Origin of the sequence: Brasilonema sennae CENA114 (assembly GCF_006968745.1) — a bacterium.
Classification (GTDB): Bacteria; Cyanobacteriota; Cyanobacteriia; order Cyanobacteriales; family Nostocaceae; genus Brasilonema; species Brasilonema sennae.
The window spans coordinates 7422684-7444643 of record NZ_CP030118.1; the positions used below are offsets into that span (position 1 = coordinate 7422684).

13 protein-coding genes are annotated in these 21960 nt (G+C 41.7%); 3 read left to right on the top strand and 10 right to left on the bottom strand.

Annotated features, from left to right (window positions below):
* Window positions 1-254 precede the first annotated feature (254 nt).
* The 4 genes from DP114_RS30915 to DP114_RS30930 all read right to left on the bottom strand — a co-directional run bounded on the left by DP114_RS30915 (window position 255) and on the right by DP114_RS30930 (window position 5130).
* Window positions 255-1760: an Ig-like domain-containing domain gene (locus DP114_RS30915; protein WP_169265748.1), complete on the bottom strand. Its 1506-nt coding sequence runs from the start codon at window positions 1758-1760 to the stop codon at window positions 255-257.
* A gap of 205 nt (window positions 1761-1965) precedes the next feature.
* Window positions 1966-2781 (bottom strand): TIGR03943 family putative permease subunit, encoded by an 816-nt coding sequence (locus DP114_RS30920; RefSeq protein ID WP_169265749.1) that lies wholly within the window; start codon window positions 2779-2781, stop codon window positions 1966-1968.
* 10 nt (window positions 2782-2791) lie between these two features.
* The gene (locus DP114_RS30925; protein ID WP_169265750.1) at window positions 2792-3850 is read right to left on the bottom strand and encodes a permease; all 1059 of its coding nucleotides are present in this window, start codon (window positions 3848-3850) and stop codon (window positions 2792-2794) included.
* A gap of 806 nt (window positions 3851-4656) precedes the next feature.
* Complete coding sequence (locus DP114_RS30930; protein ID WP_171977949.1) at window positions 4657-5130, bottom strand: hypothetical protein; 474 nt, start codon at window positions 5128-5130, stop codon at window positions 4657-4659.
* A gap of 315 nt (window positions 5131-5445) precedes the next feature.
* Between DP114_RS30930 and DP114_RS30935 the strand changes: the two genes are divergently transcribed.
* Together DP114_RS30935 and DP114_RS30940 are read left to right on the top strand one after the other, a co-directional pair.
* Window positions 5446-10011 (top strand): WD40 domain-containing protein, encoded by a 4566-nt coding sequence (locus DP114_RS30935; RefSeq protein ID WP_169265752.1) that lies wholly within the window; start codon window positions 5446-5448, stop codon window positions 10009-10011.
* Window positions 10012-10097: 86 nt separating this feature from the next.
* A complete protein-coding gene (locus DP114_RS30940) occupies window positions 10098-10271 on the top strand; it encodes a hypothetical protein (RefSeq protein WP_171977950.1) in 174 nt (57 codons plus the stop codon).
* A 394-nt stretch (window positions 10272-10665) separates the two neighbouring features.
* Here the strand turns inward: DP114_RS30940 and DP114_RS30945 are convergent, their stop codons facing one another.
* From DP114_RS30945 to DP114_RS30965, 5 genes are all read right to left on the bottom strand, one after another.
* Window positions 10666-13557 (bottom strand): caspase family protein, encoded by a 2892-nt coding sequence (locus tag DP114_RS30945; protein ID WP_171977951.1) that lies wholly within the window; start codon window positions 13555-13557, stop codon window positions 10666-10668.
* 89 nt (window positions 13558-13646) lie between these two features.
* Window positions 13647-15914 carry a caspase family protein gene (locus tag DP114_RS30950; RefSeq protein WP_171977952.1) on the bottom strand — a complete coding sequence of 756 codons (2268 nt, stop codon included), beginning with the start codon at window positions 15912-15914 and terminating at the stop codon, window positions 13647-13649.
* A 165-nt stretch (window positions 15915-16079) separates the two neighbouring features.
* Window positions 16080-17072 carry a DUF2382 domain-containing protein gene (locus DP114_RS30955; protein ID WP_246162917.1) on the bottom strand — a complete coding sequence of 331 codons (993 nt, stop codon included), beginning with the start codon at window positions 17070-17072 and terminating at the stop codon, window positions 16080-16082.
* A 400-nt stretch (window positions 17073-17472) separates the two neighbouring features.
* Window positions 17473-18411, bottom strand: a complete 939-nt coding sequence (locus tag DP114_RS30960; protein WP_169265757.1) for a DUF2382 domain-containing protein — start codon at window positions 18409-18411, stop codon at window positions 17473-17475.
* Between the two features lie 282 nt (window positions 18412-18693).
* Complete coding sequence (locus tag DP114_RS30965) at window positions 18694-19536, bottom strand: DUF2382 domain-containing protein (RefSeq protein WP_169265758.1); 843 nt, start codon at window positions 19534-19536, stop codon at window positions 18694-18696.
* A 348-nt stretch (window positions 19537-19884) separates the two neighbouring features.
* Here DP114_RS30965 and DP114_RS30970 point away from each other — a divergent pair, with 348 nt between their 5' ends.
* Window positions 19885-20517: a bifunctional 4-hydroxy-2-oxoglutarate aldolase/2-dehydro-3-deoxy-phosphogluconate aldolase gene (locus DP114_RS30970; protein ID WP_169265759.1), complete on the top strand. Its 633-nt coding sequence runs from the start codon at window positions 19885-19887 to the stop codon at window positions 20515-20517.
* On the opposite strand, the gene DP114_RS30975 is transcribed toward DP114_RS30970, so the two are convergent.
* Window positions 20510-21913: a WD40 repeat domain-containing protein gene (locus tag DP114_RS30975; RefSeq protein WP_169265760.1), complete on the bottom strand. Its 1404-nt coding sequence runs from the start codon at window positions 21911-21913 to the stop codon at window positions 20510-20512. The two genes, DP114_RS30970 and DP114_RS30975, sit on opposite strands and share 8 nt — an antisense overlap.
* Window positions 21914-21960: the final 47 nt, after the last annotated feature.

The following is a 21960-nucleotide window of genomic DNA, read 5'->3' on the forward strand; positions in this document are numbered from 1 at the left end:
GTGTCTGCAAAAGCAGTGGAGGTTGAAAAATATTCCCGTTTTTGATACTGGTCTGTGAAAACCGCGACAGTACTGCAACCAGGAGACTCGCGGTTGTTGTAGGTGAACGCGCCCGAATCGCTCAACCCATATCGCCTTTTTGGGATATGAGCCTTTAACTAGTGTAAGAAACCTTAGCAACAGCCTTAAGAAACACTGTCCCTGTTTTTTAGAGTTCCCTATTCCCTATTCCCTGTTCCCTGTGGCCTGTGTTTTTACGGTAGCCAACGGGGATGAAATCCCACCAATGGAAGCTGTTGTGGCTTGATCTCGTTTGCCGCACTAGGATCTGAGATCGGCAACAAGGGCATTAACCACAGGCTACTGGTCGCGATTGGCTGTCCTTCATCAGTTGTTAACATATTCGCTTGTGATGAGTCAGTGGGGGAAGTCTTGGGTACAACTTGGTCAACTAACAACCCCAAACCATCAGGTGCTAAACTCATCTGTACATTCCGTTGGTTAGGGGGCAATACTAGCAGTGGTTTTTGTTGCATGGTTTTGAGGTCAATTGCCACTAAATATGGTTGTTCTTGATAGAGTTCCCCTTGTAAAAGCTGTGTTAACAAACAGTAAAGCGTGGGTGAAGCAGTATCAAACTGGCAACTGAGAATTGAACCTGTGGTGCGTAACACTGGTTTTTGGACGCCTTGGTTTCTCAGCAAAAACAATTCTCGCGTGGAATCTGGATTAAACTTGACCATTGCTGCTTGCAACCCATCCGGAGAAAAAGCCTCCACCAAGCCAAACTCCGGAAAAAATTCTCGGGGTTTGCTGGCATCTCCTTGCAGAGGTAATAGCCCTATTCCCTGACCTTGGGCGATCGCTACCTCTTGACTATCCGCCGTAATCAGAAAGTCTCCTCCTGGTTGACTTTTGAGACGTTTAGGGTTTAGTTTTTCCTGAGAACTTTCGTTGTTTACGGACATAAACCACAGCCCAAAGTCACCCGGTTCATCTTTTTTTCCTCGTTGGACAACAAGAGTTTTTCCATCTGGCGATAAGTCAAATTTCAGATTTTGAAATTCTTTGTTATCCAGAAGTAAATCAACTTTACCCAGTGCTTGTGCTGGTTTTTCAGGTTTTGCAGAAATACCTGTTGTCACTGTGTAAAGTTCAGTTGAGAGTAAGTCTTGGCTTCCTAGTTTACGAGCAGAAAATAAAATTTTCTCTCCATTTGGAAAGGGCTTAAAATCCATGACAACCAAGTCTTTTGGGGTGAGTACCATTTTTCGTTCTTGGCTTAGGTTGTAAAGAACTAATCGCCCCTTGTCTTGTTGATCTGCCCCGATGTAAAGAATAATGCGATCGCGTGTGCGGAAACTTCCTGTAAAAGGTTGTATCTGTCTATTTTTGTTCCCTTCTTTTTGGGAAAATTTATCTACCGCTCCCTGCAACTGCACTTTGTACGTTGTTCCATAGGGGGCTGGTGTCATCAGTGTGTAAACCATCCGCCGTCCTGCCCAACTTACTTTACCTGCTAAAGGCGGATCAATTTTGATGTTATCCTCTACGCTTTTTGAGTCCATTGGGCGACTGAAGGTGAGGGTAAAGGATGTGTCATCTGCTGCAATTAGTTGATTTTGCCAGCTAAAATAACGCACATTCGGCTTAACTCCATCACCCTGTAACATTAATAGCCCAATCAGCAGACTGAGGATGAGTATCACTCCTATAGCAATACGATCTAAAGGTTGGAAAAAAATTTTACTGGTGGTCATTATTATCAGTTATCAGTTATCAGTTATCAGTTACCAGCTATAGGACTCGTATTTGATTTTTGACGAAGCTAGGTACACTTTTATTGCTTCTTAAGCGTTAAGCGTCTCTACTTTGTGATTCACACTCATCAAACCGGATTCCTATATCAGTCATCAGTCATCAGTTGTTAGTGTTCACTGTTTACTGTTCACTGTTCACTGATAACTAGTAAGTATATGGATCTTTGGGTTGAGGAATTTTCTTCAAGGAAGTTGCATCGATGGTCAGTTGACGTTTATTTGCTAGGTTTTCCGTCACCATTTGTCCTTCGACTTCTAACCAGGTATCGGCTGGGTACTGATCAGCACTCTCTTTCAGTTTTACTGGTAATCCTACGGGATACGCATCTGCAGCACAACAAGTAATCACAAATCGTGCCAAGAACAAATGTTCTTTTCCTATATCTGGTGGATGGATGACAAATCCTTGCACCTTGACTTTTTGTCCATTATATGCGTCAGGTTCTGGGTAGACATTCAGCGTACGTACCCAACCTACGAGTGTTCGCTCTTCTGGAGGGCTGGAAGCCTGAAATGGTTGAGGTTGGGGGCGTTTTCCTTGAAGTTGATCCGCTGTTGTTTGGGGTTTAGCGCGTGTTGCTCCCATTAAATCTGTTACACCTCGCTCAAGCGCAGTTTGGCTGGCAAAAACGTGGGGTGTGATTATTAATCCTAAAATTGCTGCTGTTAATACTAAAGCACTGCTCCAACCTGGTGGAAATAAAGTCAAGTGCTGTACATTTGGGGTGATTTCACGACGTCGCTGCAAAAGCTGCAGTGCCTTGAAAAAAGCAATAGTTATCAAGCCAATGGCACCTACAATTGCTAACCAAAAGTAGTCGGGGTGAATTAACAAGTTTAACTTGTTAGTCAGCCAGTATTTCAGAATTAAAACACCCCAAGCTGTAATAGCTAAAACATCCACCCAAGGCAGTAATTTTTGAGAAGGAATTTTAGATTTTCTTTTTGGTATTGAAGTCATTAGTCATTTTTTAAAGGACGTGCAAATTGATGAAGAGTGTGAATAGAAATGTTAACAGTCCTGCTAAAACAAACAAGTAAATAACAGCCCTTGGTTTAAAAATGGATAATAATAAACCAACGCCTTTGATGTCAATCATTGGTCCATATATCAAAAAAGCCAACAAAGAACCGCCGGTAAATATCGAGGCAAAAGACAGGGCAAAGAATGAATCAACTGTAGAACAAATTGACACCACCACAGCTAATATCATCATGGCAGTGATGGAGCTAATTGGACCAGCCCCTAAACCGATGATAAATTCACGGGGGGTTAGTACTTGAATAGCAGCAGCAATGGCACTTCCTATAACCAATACTGCTCCTAATTCACGCAATTCTTGCACACAATTATCGACTAACAACCGCAGTTTATCTGATAGAGGTTTACTGGGTTTAGAAGCTCGCATATTTCCTTGCAAAATATCCCCATCCATGCGTATGTTTTGTCCTGCTTGTCCTCCTAGCAAATATGTTCCAGACTGTAATAAAGTAGATCCACTTGCCTCCTGCTGTTGAACGAATTGACTTTTAGGGCGGCGTTTGGGTTGTGGTTTTGCAGGTGGATTAAATTTTAGATAACGGGCGATCGCAGGTTGTACCAAAGGATCTAAATTTTTTTGAAAACTAAAGATATAGGCGACGATAACTGCGATCAAGAAAGAAAGTACGACTCGTAATACCACGATTTCTGGCTGATCGCGAAATGCTGTCCAAGTTGCCCAAATGACGATGGGATTGACAGTCGGTGCTGCTAGCAGAAAGCCAATTGCTACTGGTATGGGGACTCCTTGCATCAGCAACCGTCGTGCTACTGGTACGTTACCGCATTCACAAACAGGAAATAAAAAGCCCACGAGACTACCAACCAATGCACCCAGAAACGCATTTTTGGGCATTTTTTCTACCAGTTTGCGCTCATCGACAAAAAACAGTAGCAAACTAGAGAACAAAACCCCAAGCAACAAGAAAGGTATCGCCTCAACTAGCAAACTAAGAAAAAGAGTGAAACCATTGTTCAATTGATTCATGTGTGTTGCTTATCAAAGCGGTGTTGAGTTTTCAGATTTTGCCAAGTCATTTGATGCAAACAAGTATTACTCATAGGTTGTGATTATTCAAGAACACTCAAGTAACAAGATTTTTTTATCTTAATTGCGATTTTTTATCTAGCCAATCTTCGTTAACCATGAGTCATGAGCAATTAGCAGTCCGATATGGCTGTATATACTTGTCTTTGTCCTTTGTGTCCGAATGTAAGCCGTAGTTTCTAGATTGTCAGACTTCAGAATTAGTTCCAATTTGGGAGAGTCAGCACTTATTTGCACAATATGTAATTAGCAAATTTTTCTAGTGAAAGTAATTTTGCATGTTATGTTATTCTTCGCCCATTGTCATAAAGGATTCACAGTTTTTAAACATTTGGCGATCGCGGTAGGTAATGACTCATTTTGGGGTATGCCTATTTTAGGTAACATCTCATGCGAGTATGGATAAATAAGTACTACAAAATTTTTCAAACTGCAAGACCAAAATGGAACAAATATGTTCACAAGGGTGTAGGGTGCGGAGTGTGGGGGTTCCCCGCGTTGAGGCATGTGGCGTGAGCCAGTTCCCACTCTTGCAGTCGCGCCCGAGAGCGGGAGACAAGGACTGCGCTGTGCTGTCTCTCCGGGGTGAGGCAGCGCGGTCTTGGGGAGCGCTAGCCATGCAGGAGGGTTTCCCTCCGTAGGTGTCTGGCGTGGTTTCCCCCATGAGCGGCTGCCGAAAGGGTTTCCTTATACCCCGTTCTCACGTCAGTGCTGACATCATTACTTTCCTTTGTTCAAAATATCTTCTACCAGCCTTCTAAAGTAACTTCGTCGCCTTTGTAACCAATCGACTTGAGTGCTTGATTGAACTGCTGTAAACTAACTTTGTTAATATCATCTACCATTTCAGAAAACATTATGTAACCAAGCTTAGAGCCTTCATCATCTAGTTGTTGAGCTTCCATGTAGGAGCGTGCTAATTTTCGAGCTTCAGTCATCATTTCCGCATCTTTAGCTGATACTCCATTTTTAGCGACACCTTGAGAAATAAGGTACTCAGACGTTTTTTCACGATGCCATAAATAATAAGGCTTACCTTCATTGGGCGTGATTTTCTCAAATAAACCACCATCTTTAGCCATTTGACTAGGTTCACCATCTTTTTCGCGTAATCCATATTGCTTGAGCAGATTACCGAATTTTACGGCTGACACTCCAAACTCTTGACCTAGTTCAGTTAAGGTTTTCCAAACTTTTCGGAAATTGTTTTTCTTTTCCACGATATAATTATTTTCGGTAATAGTGTTAACCTTGACACTTGTAATTATTTACTCACATATAGAATTCCTATTTGATTTTTGAAGAAGCTAGGTACACTTTTATTGCTTCTTCGCTGTTCGCTGTTAAGCGTCTCTACTTTGTGATTCACACTCATCAAACCGGATTCCTATATTACCAATTATTAAGATTTGCGTATATCTTCTCGAAGAGTATTGCACCCTACTCTAGGCGCGGCCGTCGCTAACCTTATGCTATTAAAGAAGATATGGACTAATGTGAAATAGATATTTATCGTATAATATTTTAATTTTCAAATGAGCAAGTCAGTTGTCATCAATCTGGGACATGGTAACTTGTGTGATGGATTTCCAAAAGTGACTATCCAATTGTGGACATTTAGTCAACCGCTTCGAGAGCAATTCATCGGCTCGTTACCCCCTGCACCAAACTTGATTGAATTGTATCAAAAATGGCAGCTAACCTATTATAGTTTATGTAAATCCGTGTATCTACGTTCCAGGTTGGCAGGGGAAGATGATGAACTCGAAATTGATGAAGGCGCTATAACCAACGTCTCTACTGTTGAATTCGAGGATTTATGTCAACAGTTACAAGAAAGTATGAATGCTTGGCTCAAATCCGAGTCAATTCTCAATACTAGCCGACAACTACGCACCTTACTAAACCCAACAGAAGAAATACGGATAATTCTTGAAACTGATAATGAAATAATACGGCGAATACCCTGGTATCGCTGCGATTTATTTAATGATTATCCACACGCAGAAATAGCTCTGTCTCAATCAGAATATAAACGCCCCAAATTGTCACAACTACAAGTTCATAGAAAAACAGTCAGAATCTTGGCAATTTTGGGGAACAGTGAAGGCATAAGTCTGGAAGTAGAAAGTGAGTTTATCAAGAATTTTCCAGGAGCAGAACCTGTTTTTCTTGTCAATCCTACACGTCAAGAATTCAACACACAGCTTTGGGATTCTGCTGGCTGGGATATCCTATTTTTTGCTGGTCATAGTCACAGCGAAGGTGAAACAGGTCGGATTTATATAAACGAAAACAAGACAAATAATAGTCTAACAATTGAACAGTTAGAAGAAGCACTGAAAGCAGCCATTGACAACGGTTTGCGCTTGGCAATTTTTAACTCTTGTGATGGTTTAGGATTAGCAAATGCCCTACAGAAATTGAATTTTTCTACAGTGGTTGTGATGCGAGAGCCAGTACCAAACTTCGTAGCACAGGAATTTTTTAAGTATTTTTTGCAAGTTTTTGCACAAGAACAACTGCCTTTACACCTATCAGTGCAGCAAGCACGCAGAAAGTTACATGGTTTAGAAGATGACTTTCCTGGTGCTTCTTGGTTACCTGTTATTTGTATTAATCCTGCAGCAGAACCACCAACTTGGTTACAACTGAGTGAAAAAACCCTTCATTCCCATTTAGATCAAAATACGAAAATAAGAGCCACCAGCAAATATCAGGATTGGGGAGAGGCGATTGATGCCTCAGTGTTTTACGGACGTACTGAAGAACTCACCACATTAAGGCAATGGATTATTAAGGAAGATTGCCGACTCATCACGTTAATTGGTATGGGTGGGATTGGCAAAACAACTTTGTCTGTGAAATTAGCACACTTTCTGGAAGATGAATTTGAGTACTTGATTTGGCGAAGTCTCCGTAATGCGCCATCAATTCATGAGCTTTTGAGCGACTTAATTAACTTTTTGTCCAATCAACAGCAAACCGTTTTACCAGAAACTTTAGACGGTAAAATCTCTTGTGTAATAAAATATCTGCGCAACTCACGCTGTTTGTTAGTGCTAGACAATGGTGAGTCAATTTTATGTAATGACAAACGTGCTGGAGCATATCGACAAGGATATGAAGGATATGAGCAACTTTTCAGATGTTTGGGAGAGAGTAAACATCAAAGTTGCCTGGTGTTAACCAGTCGAGAGAAACCTAGAGGAATTAGCGTCAAAGAAGGTATCAACTCTCCTATTCGTTCATTAAGGTTGTTTGGCTTAACACAAGGAGAAGGTCAGGAAATTCTGGCAGAAAAAGGCTTTTGTGTATCAGAAGAACAATGCCGATCGCTTGTGGAATATTATGCAGGCAATCCTTTAGCCTTGAAGATTGTCGCAACAACTATTGCGGAATTATTTGATGGCAATACCGCTCAGTTCTTACAACAAGGCACAATTATATTTGGAGATATTTCCGATTTACTAGATCAGCAGTTTAATCGGTTGTCAATTTTAGAAAAACAGGTGATGTACTGGCTGACAATTAATCGAAAATGGGTGTCGTTTCCAGAATTACAAGCAGACATGATTCCTGCTGTCTCACTACGAGATTTGTTAGAAACATTAGAATCTTTACAATCGCGTTCATTAATTGAGAAAAAATCTGGTAAATTTACCCAACAACCAGTAGTGATGGAGTATGTGATTGACACATTCATCGAACAGATTTGCCAAGAGATTGAAACTCAAGAAATAGCATTATTTAATCGATGTGCATTAATCAAATCTCAAGCCAAAGATTACGTGATAAGTGCACAAATTAGGCTGATCCTAAAACCAGTAGCAGATAAACTATTAACTCTTTTTGGTCATCGAGAAAATATTCAAATTTCTTTGAATCAGCTTTTGTCAAAACTGAGGTCGTCTACCTTACAAAAACCAGGATATGCTGCTGGTAATATTCTCAATTTACTCTGGCAGCTTCATGTAGACCTCAATGGTTATGATTTTTCCTACTTAACTGTTTGGCAAGCTTACTTACAGGGCATGAATTTGCATCGAGTCAACTTCGCTAACTCCGATTTAAGTAAGTCTGCTTTGACTCGAACATTAGGAGGAATTTTATCAGCAACTTTTAGTCCAGATGGAAAATTTTTGGCAACAGGTATTGACGATGAAATTATTTTGTGGGAAGTTGCAAACATTAAACAAATTATCACCTACAGTGGTCATATTGGTTGGGTGCAATCTCTTGCTTTTAGTCCAGACGGACAAATTTTAGCAAGTGGTAGCAACGACAAAACAATTCGGTTATGGAATATTCATACCGGACAATGTCTGAAAACACTGCGAGGTCATACTAATTGCGTACAATCTCTTGCCTTTAGTCCAGATGGACAAATTTTAGCAAGTGGTAGCAACGACCAAACAATTAGATTATGGAATATTCAGACTGGACAATGCTTAAAAATTTTGCCAGGGCATACGAGTCGGGTTATATTTGCTAGCTTTGCTTCTCCTATCGGAGACGCTGCGCGTTCACGAAGTGTGCGCTTTGCGCTTACGCAACGCTGCGCGAACAGTCTTAATGGGCAAACATTAGTTACTGGTAGTGAAGACCAAACCGTGAGAGTTTGGGATGTGAACACGGGTGAGTGTCTACAAATCCTAGAAACTCATATCAATTGGGTGCTATCTATTGCTTTAAGTCCTGTTCGCGTAGCGTCCCCGCAGGGGTTTAAGCAAACACTAGTCACTGCAAGTGATGGCACAACAGTAAAATTCTGGGATTTAGCCAGTGGTGAGTGCATAAGAATATTACCAGATTACAACAGTTATGTGTGGGCAGTTGCTTTCAGCCCAGACGGCAAGACATTGGCAACCGGGAGTGAAGATAAAACAGTCAAGATATGGGATGCTTTAACAGGAGAGTGTTTGCAAACTTTGCATGAGCATAGCGAGCGCGTTTGGTTGGTTGCTTTTAATCCAGATGGACAAACTCTGATCAGCGCAAGTGAAAACCAAACGATGAAGCTGTGGGATGTTCATACAGGAGAATGCTTGAGAACAGTGGATGGATATAGTAATTGGGTGTTATCTGTCGCTTTTAGTTCAGATGGTCAAATGCTGGCAAGTAGTAGCGAAGACCAAAGGGTAAGATTGTGGGATGTTGTGACAGGCGAATGTCTACAAACTTTACAAGGACATACTAACTTGGTTTCGTCAGTCACTTGTGCGCCACAAAATATAGATGTTCGTACAAACAAATTCATCACTTCAGGTGTTGAAACAAAGCAAAAAAGTCAAATTTTAGCAAGTAGTAGTGATGACACAACCATAAAGCTTTGGGATGCAAGTACGGGTGAGTGTGTGAAAACACTTTGGGGACACAGTAGTTGGGTACATGCAATCAGTTTCAGCTTAGATGGACACATTTTAGCAAGTGCTAGTCGTGACCAAACGGTAAAGCTTTGGGATTGGCGCACGGGTGAGTGTTTGCACACTCTCGAAGGACACACTCATCGCGTCAAAACAGTTGCTTTTAATCGTCAAAGTTCAATGCTGGTAAGTGGTAGCGACGATAACACAGTCAAGCTTTGGGAAGTCAGTACAGGAATTTGTTTACAAACGTTCCCAGGACACAGTGACTGGGTTTTATCTGTTGTGTTTAGTCCCTGTGCAGGTATCCTTGCAAGTGCTAGTGGAGACCAAACAATTAAGCTGTGGGATGTTAGCACAGGCGGTAATTTCAAAACATTTCAAGGACATACATATCGAGTCAGAACAATCGCTTTTAGTCCAGATGGCAAAACTTTAGCCAGTGGAAGCGACGACCAAACAGTTAAACTGTGGGATGTGAGTACAGGTGAAAATTTCAAAACATTTGTAGGACATCATAAAGCAGTACGCTCAATTGCGTTTAGTCCCAATTCTCCCTTATTAGTCAGTTGCAGCGAAGACGAAACCATCAAGCTTTGGAATATTGAAACAGGCGAATGCGTGAAAACGATGAAAATCGACAGACCCTATGAAGGTATGAATATTACAAATGCCATTGGTTTAACAACTTCTCAGAAAAACACATTAAAAGCTTTGGGGGCAGTAGAAAGATAAATTAGAGGTATGATTTTATTGGGGTTCACCCTGAGCGTAGTCGAAGGGTAATATCACTGTTACAAAATTTTGGTGCAATATCGAATATGGAAAATCAAGAAGCGAAAAAAGATCCTGAAAGTCAAGTCACATCTGAAGCAGATGATGTTAAGAAACAGATAGACCTAGAAAAGAAAGAATTGAAAAGAAGTCTGGAAAATGAAGCTGTACCTGATACAGAAGGTGAATTTGATTCTCCCAGTAAAGACAGAGGTCCATAGCTCAATACCGTTTGGCATTTAGAAACGTTACATGCAACGTCTGTGCTTTTTATTTGCTGAGGAGCGCGATCGCTCTTGGCTGCTAAATATTTGACAAATAGCTCTTTTTGCTGTAGTAAAACCTTAGTAAAATTAAGATACAAGCGATCGCTCTTAAAAGTAAGAACTAGTTGTCGGGTGAGGTGGCGATACGCAAGAGCGTCAAGCGTATGCGCAAAGCGCACGCTGCGCGAACGACTGCCCTTCGGCAAGCTCAGGGATCGCGCTCACGCCGAAGTCCAAGGGCTGATCGCTTTTTAAAATTCGCTATGTAAATAACTCTAGAACTACCTTCGTTTATATATTCAGAACTAGCGGATCATTGAAGGTGATAGCCCCTACTTTTTGTCAAAACTTATTTATTAAAATTAAAATTATTTAAATAAAGATAGATATCCGAATTATGATTTTTATGACCAGTTATAAGGGTTTGATCAGGTATATTTTTAGAGTACGCTGACCACATTTGAGAATGAAGATACAAGTCAAATATATTTCCGACTACAACAATCCCAATATTTGATTCGTTAAAAATTGGATATTTTTTATCTTTCGACCTATTTATAGCGCCTTTCTTTCCATTCGAGTGTTCGCAATTATATTTCAAAGCGCTTGTTAATCTAACATAATATATCCCTGGCTCTTTTGGTGCAGTTAGCTGAAAAGGCTTTTTGTCTTCATTTTTTTCCCCTTTAATACCAAGTTGACTAACATCTATGCATGCTGGTTGACCTTTACCTGGAATACCAATCACGATTTTGTTAAATACTGTTGAATACGCTTGTGCACTGTCATGAGTGTAGAGATATCTGTAACCAGTAGTCCCGTGAATCTCTTGCCCGGGAGAAGCAAATATGACATTTTGTTTATGTGTCAAGGTAGACAATATTGTCCCCATAAATGTCGCTGCGGATGCAACAAATGTTGTGATGACCAGCGACACAGTGATCCCAATGCCCCAACGCGAACGCGAACGGATGTTTCTATGTTTTTGCCTAATGCTGCGCTGGACAAACTCAGTTTCTACCTGATTTAACCAGTTATTGTTGGGTGAATTGAGTACTTCCTTCTGTAATACATCCAGATAGGGATCACCTTGCCAAAGATAGTCTGGCTGTTGCTTACTTTTCCACTCAACAGCAGCAGGTGTTAAACGGCGTTGCAGTCTTAAATTTTTCTCCTCTTTTACCCAATTTTGCAATCTTTGCCAACCCCGCACTAAAGCATCATGGGCAGGTTCTACATAACATTTCTCTTCTCCATCTGTTCCACCAATCAGCAGCCGTGCATCACTAAAGCGCTGAATCACCTCTGTGACTTGCGGCTGTAAAGCCTCTGGATACTCCAGTTCCGACATGGGTACTTGTCTGCGTGCTATTTGCCCACCCCCAACAGCAACCATCCGCAGCATCACGTGACGTACAGTTTGCTCGTAAGCTGGGTTAAGCTCCACGAGTGCTTTATACTCCTGGTCAGCGCGTTGCGTTAGAGATTGGATCACCCCTCCCAATTCTTCATAATCTGCTTGAGTCAGAGCGCGGTCAATAGTTATACCTCTGTAACTTGCCTCGCGCTGTCGCTTTAAATACTTCAAGTACATCTCGCTCAAGGCGAAAGACAGCAATGGCAATGCTCCTGGCATATCCGCCACTTCGTCAATCAACTGGTCTACCAGACTATGCGGATTGAAATACATCACCCGTGCTTCTGCTGGTTTCTCAATTGCTTGGCGTAATTGTGCTCGCGACATCGCAGGCACAATAAATCGACCTAGTTGCCAATTATTCTTTATCGTGCTGTTTTCCAACTGAAGGGCATTAGGAAGCAACTGTAAGATAGAGTCTCGCAGATGGGGTTCAAAATCGGAGCGTAGCGTAATTACTACCCGTAATTGCTGAGGATGGATGGCGATCGCCTGACCTAATTGCCTAAAAAACTCCTGACGTTCTTTCTCATCTCGGCACAGGGTAATCAGTTCTTCACTGTGGTCAATACATAATAGCAGCTTAGAGTTGGGGTTGCGACTTACCCAAACTTTTATACTCTGGGCAAGGTTCTTCACAGCTTGCCCAAAAGAAGCATTGGGAACTTCTATTTCTGGCAATTTGCCATTTTTGAGCGCAATATTCAATGCCCGCAATGGAAACTCACCAGGACGTATAGTTGACAAAATGTACCATTGCTCCATAGTTGACTTTTGCAGTTGAGGAACTAATCCCGCCTTCACCAAGCTGGACTTCCCTGAACCGGAAGCACCCAACACTACTGTGAGGGGATTAGTGGTGACAAACTTGTGCAGCTTTTCTACAAGTGCAGTTCTACCGAAAAACAGTGAACTGTGTTTTTCCTCAAACGGCTGCAAGCCGCGATAAGGATTTTTCGACTCGTCTAAAGGAGGTGCAGGCGGTAAGTTCAGTGGATGTCCAGGTGTAAGGAAAATATACTCGCCTTTATCATGTTTGTTCAGTGGCCAAATTCCGGGAGTTTGTCGTAAGCAATTTCCTTGAGTGGCTAATTCGACGCGATCGCGCAAATATAAATACAATTCTGTAGCAGTAATCACCCCATCTCCACAGAGTTTCTCATTACTAGCCCGAGGAAAAGCATCAGCTCCTCCTGTGAGTGCTTCAAACAACGCGCTGGCAAACGGCGAATGATTGTCAATTTCACCGCGATCAATGTTAAAAGTAAAGGCATCTAAGGCTTTTTGATTCGAGGCGGCGCTAGTTATCACCTGCCATGCTGGGTCAGTAATAAAGCGATCATAGCGTTCTTGATGAATTACCTCTGGTGCAGGTAACAAGTCTCTAGTACTTGACCAACGAAAAGCCCCAGCAAAACAGCAATCGAGGATTCCCAGGAAATGACGGCAAGGCAACTTACTCAAGCTTTCATGTACCAGAGTCATTGGTAGGTAAGTTTTGGTATCTCTCAACTTGGCATCTTGGGGAACCAAATAACCAGCAGGACCATCCTCACTATTAAGGGCAATACCATGACCTGCAAAGTAAAACAGCAAGCGGTCATCTGCGGTAACTTGTTGTGGGAGAGTTTTCTCGAATAAATCCTGAAGATTCTTGAGAGTTGCTTGTTGATCTAAGTACATCGACACCTGGTATCCATGCTTTTTGCGCAGAATTTCTACCAGCTTTTTGGCATCATTGACAGCGTTGTGCAGGGGGGAAATGCCGTTGGTATAATTGTTAATTCCAATCACAAATGCCATATTGCGTGCAAATTCTGGCATGGCGGTAGTTCCTTATTTCTGTTTTTACCAGTTTGATTACATCAGGAAATAGGTGACACCATTTGCAACTTATGCACCCTCACATATGGCTACCGTACCCGACTTTGAAAGCTTTGATTGCTGGGTTGTGTGTCATTTGATTTGTGTTGCCAGAACAGCAAGCCGATCATTGCGAATACAGCCAATCCTCCAATAAGCATATCAATTAACCATTTGGGTTTGGTTGCCTGGGCTGGAGTAGTGTTGGTAGTAGGATTCACAATCGGTGTTGCAACAGCAGCCAAGGAAATACTCGCATCTGGTGTGGGCGCCAAAGTTGTCTGTTGAGGGCGCACAGTTGTGATGGTCATTTGACTGCTTACCCAGTCGTCACATAATTCTTCTTCCTGTGGTTTGGCTGTGATGTCACGAGATGGAATCCGGTTCATGAGGCGGTTTAGAGTACCTTTACCACCACGAAGTGTTGATACTGAGCGAGAAGGTAAATCAAGTTCGCTTTGTTCGAGCAAGGTAGCATCAAATTCGGCGGTACTGACAATCAGTTTGAGAATATCTTTGACTTCGGTAATTCCTTGTTCCCACCATAGTTTTTCTGGAACTGTGGCAGAAATCGAGTCACCTCCTAACGCCCAAGCTTCCTGTCCTGGTTGTAACCAGAGTCCTCCGCCGTCAAATAAATCAGCACTAACGGCGTAGCGGTCTGTTAAATCCAACACAGAGCAGTACAGTGGTTCATGGGTGGTGTTTTTCAGCTTAATTCTCAAAGAAGGTGGGTTCCACTTATTATTTTCCTGTCGATATTCCAAGCGCAGTTGCACATCTTGCAGTTCTTGCCCGTTTTGTTCAATGACCATTTGCACTGCATTAGGTCGAATGCGACTGCTGGCGGGACTGGAGAGTTCAACGATATTCGTCCAACGAGCAATATGTTCTAATCGCTGAATAACCTGTAAAGCTGTCGCGGTTGTGTAATCCTGAATTTGTGCGACTAACAAACGGTCATCGGCGGGTCGTGTTATGAAATATTTACCATCACGAGCAACCAGTTGGAACTCGGTTTCTTCAAGGGTGGTGACTTCACGAATATATAAAGAAGGTTGACTTTGAGGACCGGCTTGCAAGAGTGCGGTGCGAGCAAGTTGTACTCCCGCTTCTTCTCCTGTGATCAACACTCCTTTGGGTGGTAGGGGTAAACTGGTGACAACTGCTTTGAATGTTGTGTCGGGGTTTAAGTTCTCTATACCGCTGATCTGAATTTTACTAACTTGCGGTAGGACTTGCAGGACTTTTGCTTGAGCGATTGCTCCTGACAATTGACGTAGTTGTTCGGCAGAACTCTCAAAGGGAAACAACGCCAGTAAGGTTGTCTCATCTACAGGTTGGGGAATTCCGTGAACTGCACCGCCATCAATCACCCAGCCGTGGTCTTTGTGATCATACACAGTGAAGTAGGGAGTGCGTGGGGCGATAAGCCCTTGGCTTAAAGCTTCGCTTATCGCACCCCCAAGAAAAGGTTGGTCTAACTCCCCCAGAACTGTTGCTTCTATTTGCGGAGATTGTGCTGTAACTTTAGAGCGAACCAGAGCATTGGTACGTTTGAATAAGTCTCGATAACTCAGGTTACCATTCGCTTTCTTTAAAGTGTCGAGCAAAAAGTAAGAAAATGCTCCCCGACGTTGCCCATCCCCGTTATACTCTTTAGCTAATTCGGTGTTTAAGCAAGCTGAAAGAAAAATATGTTTTCCTTGCAGGAACTTCCAGCGACTTAGATTTTCTTCCCGACTCTGGGAAGCTGCTAATTGGTTGACTTCTGCTATGGAGTTGATGAAGCTGTCTAAAGGTCGCTTTCGTCGGTCACTTTGGGCTTGACGGACTGCTATTTCCCCGTCCAAATCACGAGTCCCAGAACCAGAATGACAGCAGTCCATAATCATAGTAATGTGAGGATTTTTTGCAGCTACCTCAGCGATGAGTTTCGCCAACTCCTTATCCGCTAAGTCCCAACCTCCGGGACTGCGACTGTCAAAACACACAATGGTTTCATCGAGTTGGTCTGGCTCTAAAATCCAAAACTCTTCTGGGGCTTCCTCTTGACTACCATGCCCCGCAAAGTAAAAGAATACCACGTCCTCACTACTGGCTTGGCACAGATGTTGCCGGAAACCATCAATGATTGCTTGACGGGTGGCATTTTGATTGAGTAGTGTGCGCAGATGTAGCTGGTGTCCATCTGTCGCAACCCGTCCTTGCAAATATTCTTGTACAGCCATGATATCGTTGACACAGCCCTGAAGGGGAGAGACAGGACTTACGTATTCGTCAATACCAACCAGCAAGGCATAGATATTACGAGTCATATTTATCTAACTTTTTATATAGATGCAACGATATTCTGCTACAACAGAACATAGCAACTTTCCAAATTATTTGATAAAAAAGGGAACTTCAACAAAATAAAGACTCCCAAGTCGCTACGGACTTAGGGTCTATTGAAAAACTATTGGGATGATAGGATTAGGTTTTTATTTTTTTGAGGTGCGGGCAAACCACTCCTTATATGTTTTCTGATGTTCTTCATCTTCCACAATGACTGTGACTCGCACTGCTTTGCATCCATGATTTCGCTCTAGGGCGATCGCATTTAAAAGTAAACTGGCTATTTTTGGAGAGCTAAATTCACCACTTACAGTTAAACCATCATCCGAATGGGTAGTCGTTGATATTTTTGGAGAGCTCACTTCACCACTTACAGTTAAATCATCATCCAAATGGCTAGTCGTCGATATTTTTGGAGAGCTAACTTCACCACTTACAGTTAAATCATCATCCGAATGGCTAGTCGTCGGTGCAGATGTTTCTCGTTGAATCAAATCAACACCAGAAATTGCTTCTCCTCCTAAATCTATTTGTGCAAGCTGTTTGTATTCTGGGCTAATTTGTTCGACTATAAGTTTCTCGCGCCGGATTGGCACTTGTACAATTTGGGTTTCAATTTCTTTACGGACAATCACCTCACCAACTTTATGTTTGGTGCGCTCAATGATTAATCGTTCTCCGAGCAAACGAATAACATCTTCTACTGAAGAAACCTGACTATTTGTAGCAGCTGCTACTGCTGCAATTAGTTCTGAGTTTTGTCTGTTTGCTTCTTGAGTGTTTAAATTATCTTCCATTTCACTATCTTGAGTTTCTCTTTCTATATAGTTAGGTAAATATTGTACTTGCGATTTCTTTAAGTTTATGAAAATGAATTTATTTGGTGAGTCAATTTTTTCGACGAGCTTACTGCTTAATAGAATTAATCGATCATTTTCCTGACTGTCCGACTTCGATACAACGAAATTTACCTGACGATTGATATCTATGATTAAATCTCTAACTTCACCTACGACCTGACCTTCCCGAGCAATTACAGCATATTTTTTGACTTTTGCCCTTAAATTTTTTAAAAGATTACCAATTCTTGCTATTTTACTTGCCTTTTCATGACTGATATTATATTCTTTGTCAATCATTGCTAAAAATTAAAATAAAGAATCCAGGAGCGGAGCGCTAGATAGCTCCGCCTCCGGTCAGAATCACTTACGTTCGCGGGATTTGGATCTCAACCAACTGTAGGTAGCGTATAGACAGTGGGGATTTAAACCCCTACTCTACCGAGTTTCGCTCTTAGCGTGCGCTTGCGCTTACGCAGTCGCCTACGGAGGCTCTCTCGCTCTCGGGCACGACTGCGAACCCGCCACGCCTTACAGTGAGTCCAGCACTGGTCTCACCTCCTGCGCCGTGCTGGATCCTAACTCCTGAGTTCTTTTGTTAAATTTTTCAAAAATCTTGATTTGATTTACTTTACTAATGATAAGTAGAGACCCGAAATTCCGCGTCTCTACTTATATCACTTAGTAAATAATATTTGATTTAACGCTCATCAATGGGAAGACCGGGAGCGTTGATATCCAATTCTTCACGACGAATTGTTTCTTGAGCCTCAACCGTGTCTTGGTCTACTACTTTCTTCACTCTGACTTCTTCACGTAGAAAAGCTTCTTTGCGAACGTCAGCTGTTTCTTCGTAAATTTCTACGCGAGCAACTTCTCCTTCACGGAAGGTTGCTTCACCAGGAGCAACTGCTCTACCAGCATCTGCTGGAGTGACTCGCTCAACAACAACTCGCTCTTTTTCTACTGGAATAGCAACTCGTGCAGTTTCAGTTTCAATATGTTTACCAACCGTAACTTCTCCAGCTTTCTGGCGTCTCTTATTAGCAACTAGCCGTTCTTCATATAATCTGAGGGTTTGATGATCCTGGTCGTTCATATTGTACAACGGAGCATCTTGATCATATTTGTATGTATCCCGGTCATAAGTGGGATTATTTACCGCAGGTGTTGGTACCACTGGTGTTGGTACCACTGGTGTTGGCTGATATCCTGCTGTCGCCGCTGAATATGTTGGATCTCCTAAACCAGCCGATGCTTCCAGAGGAGTTGTTGTATCTAAGGGAGCGCGATATGTACCGCGTACCCGCTCTTCATAGTCGTAATCAAGAACGTCATGCTCGTTGTACTCAGGTAATCTTTCAGCTTGTTCTCTGGTCATTCCAATTGCATAAACGCGATCAACATTATAGTCAATGCGAGAACGACCAACTGGTAACAAGACTTTCTTGCCAAAAATCCAGAAACCTAGGTCAACGACTAAATAACGGAAATGACCTTCTTCATCTACTAAAACATCACTTACAGTACCGACTTTCTCATCGCTTCCTTCCCCATAGACACCCATTCCTTTAATGTCATTACCTTGGAAAGTATCTTTGTAGTCTGCATCAAAGTCTGCAATTTTATATAAACCCATGATAATTTCCTCTTAACCTATTTTCTCATTTCTCATCTATGATATTAACCAGGTTATCTAATATGCTCCATCTCCCTAACGAGGGAATCAGTTGATGTTACTAGTGTTCTAAAGTCATATCTTATTTTTTGTGATTAACTTCTCTTGCTTTTTTTTAAGTTTTATACTTTTTGTTCCGAGCAGAGTTTTAAATAACAAAGACAGGCAAAATATGAGTCCTTTTTCTCTTGCCTGTCTTTTTTGAGACCACAACTCTATTCAAACAGTTTTGAAAAAATCAATTTAAACAAGATCATTTGGATTCATATCAGTTTGAGCTATGGGTAAATCTCCTTGAGTCCGAACGTCTAACTCTTCCCGACGAATTGTTTCTTGTGCTTCAATTGTCTGTGTTTTAACCACTTTTCTAACGCGGACTTCTTCACGTACAAACGTCTCTTTATGAATATCAGGCTTTTCTTCGTAGATTTCTATGCGTGCTATTTCCCCTTCTTGAAACTGAAATTCACTCGGATTTACTGCGATGCCTGCATCTGTAGGATTAATTCGCTCAATAATAACTCGCTCTTTTTCAATTGGTACTGAAACACGTGCTATTTCTGTTTCAATATGCTTACTAACTGCGACTTCTCCTGTCTTGACACGGTTTTTATTGGCAATAAGCCGCTCTTGATATAGTTTGAAAGTTTGATGGTTCTGGTCATTCAAGTCGTACAGGGGTGCATCCTGTTTATAATTATAAGTATCTTGATTATGATTTACATCACTAGAATTTGGACGATAAGCGTTACGTAGCTGCTCTTCATAATCGTAATCAACACTCATGTCATCTTTGTAGACAGGTAAACTTTGCACTTGCTCTTTGCTCAGCCCATCGACATAAACACGCCGCTGATTATAATCTGTCCGGGAAAGACCAATTGGTAGCAATATTCTTTTATTAGATGAATTATACTCAGTATCTATAACTAAATAACGAAAGCGACCATCTGCATCAACTAGAACATCGCTGACTGAGCCAACTCTGACTCCACCTTCTGTATATAAGTCCAAAGTTGTGATATCGTCGCCACCTAAAGTTTCAGCGTAATTTGGATCAAAGTCTGCAAGTTTATAGAGAGGCATAATATTATTACCAGATCAATTAAGAATGTCTATCCTTTTTTAATCTAGAAATAGATTTAATTTTTGTCATCTGGCTGGCGACTTAATTTATCTAATTAATAATTAGTCATTAGTTATGACTAATTAGTTAGTAGACTATTAAGAAAATGATAGATAGCCAAAAAAAATCTTCCGAAAGATAGGCGAAGAAGATCAACTTAACTCTCTAGTATTGAAATATATATGTCTATTGTAGGATACAAGATGTATGTCCTAATCATTCAGACATAATTTGAAATATTCAAAAGGTAGAGAACTACAATCTACTATGATCAAAACTGCTAATCTAAAATATAAAACTCGATAAAAATGTCTGGTCAAGCTTGGTTATCGCAGCTCAAACAACATAAAGTTATTGCAGTTGTCCGCGCCCCCAAAGTGTCCTTGACACGCCAAATGGCTTTGGCTGTGGCATCTGGGGGAATTCAATTAATTGAAATTACCTGGAATAGTGCTGGTGCGACTGAACTGATTGCACAACTAAAAATAGAATTACCTAATTGTACTATTGGAACTGGTACACTGCTAAATTTAGAACAAATGCAAGAAGCAATTGCAGCGGGGGCACAATTTCTCTTCACTCCCCACGTTGATCCAAAGATGATTCAAGCAGCAGTGGATATAGGCGTAACTATCATACCAGGAGCACTCTCCCCAACGGAAATAGTAACTGCTTGGTCTTGTGGAGCAACCTGTGTCAAGGTGTTTCCCACAGAAGCGATGGGAGGAGTCAGTTATATAAGAAGTTTACGAGGACCTTTGGGTCACATTCCCTTGATTCCGACAGGGGGTGTGACTTTAGAAAATGCCAAAGAATTTTTAGAAGCGGGGGCGATCGCAGTTGGTTTGAGTAGTCAATTGTTTCCCAAAGAGTTTGTCGATACACAAAACTGGGAGGCGATCACTTCAAAAGCTGCAAGCTTAATGCAAAAAATTAGTTAGTTGTGTTGTACCCTTGCCAAGGGCTAACTTGGAGTATGCCTTGCTTAGTAAACACCACCCTGAAATGGACAATTGCTTCCCTAGTTGCTGGTCGTCTTTTCACCAGCCTAGAAAGTAAGTCATTTTTCTTCGTGGTTTCTTCAGTTGAGTAACCACCATTTGAATTGACGAGTTGATAACCTAAAATTGCTCCATCACTGGCTGCACCCAAGCGGTAAACTAAATTTTCCTGACTCCGCCCTCGTTGTTCCCAAGCTTGATTGACTTGGTTGTAAACCTTTTGGTTCAAAGGATAAAACAGGGTGGAGTCTGTGCTTTCTGGTTGTTTAGTCAGAACTGCTGCTAATTCTACAGCAGAAGGTAGCGTGACAATATCAGTTTTTGAAGGCACTTGCCAAATCTTGATAGTTTTGTCTGCACTACCACTGGCGAGGGTATGATTTTGAGGATTGAAAGCTACAGACCAAACGGCTTTGTTATGCCCGACAAGAGTGTTAAGCAACTGCCCAGTTTGGACATTCCACAACTTAATTGTCCGGTCATAACTACCACTGGCGATTTGCTTTCCATCCGGACTGAAGCCAACAGACCAAACTCCATTGTCATGTCCAGAGAGGGTGTGCAGTAATTCCCCTGTCTGGGAATTCCACAACTTAATAGTCCTGTCATAACTGCCACTAGCAAGAGTTTTGCCATCAGGACTCAACGCAATAGACCAAACGGCTTGATCATGTGCTGCTAGGGGGGTTCTCAACTTTCCAGTTTTGAAGTCCCAAATCATAATTTTGCCGTCTTCATTACCACTGACAAGAAGCTGCCCATTAGGACTTATCACTAGGGTTCTGACTGCATCTTGTTGTTTTATAGTGCGTATCACCTCCCCAGTCTTCACATTCCACAGCTTGATTGTCTTATCCCAACTACCACTTGCGATCTGCTTTCCATCTGGACTAATAGCAACAGATTCAACATCGTCTAAATGTCCTGAGAAAGTACGAATGAGTTTGCGGGTTTGAAGATTCCACAACTTAACCTCATTATCCCAACTGCCGGAAACAAGCATACGCCCGTCAGAACTAATGGCTAGGGATTCAACCGCATCGCTATGACCGTCGATAGTATCGAGTAATTTGCCAGTTTGCAGATTCCAAATCTTAAGAGTGCCATCGTAGCTACCACTGACTAAAGTTTTGCCATCCTGACTAATTGCTACTGCATAAACCCATACGGAATGCGCTTTTAGAGTGCGAATAGGTCGAGTAGTTAGCAACGATTTAGAGGTTGATGAAGTCTTTGGTACTGAAGACAAATTCCACCAACTCAACCCTACAACAGCGGCTGTTGTAGTGATTACAAACCCTAAGAAAATTTTCCAATAGGTTTGTTTTAACAGCATAGAAAAATGATTCTTGTTTAGAAATTGACTTGTAATTTTCATTGCCA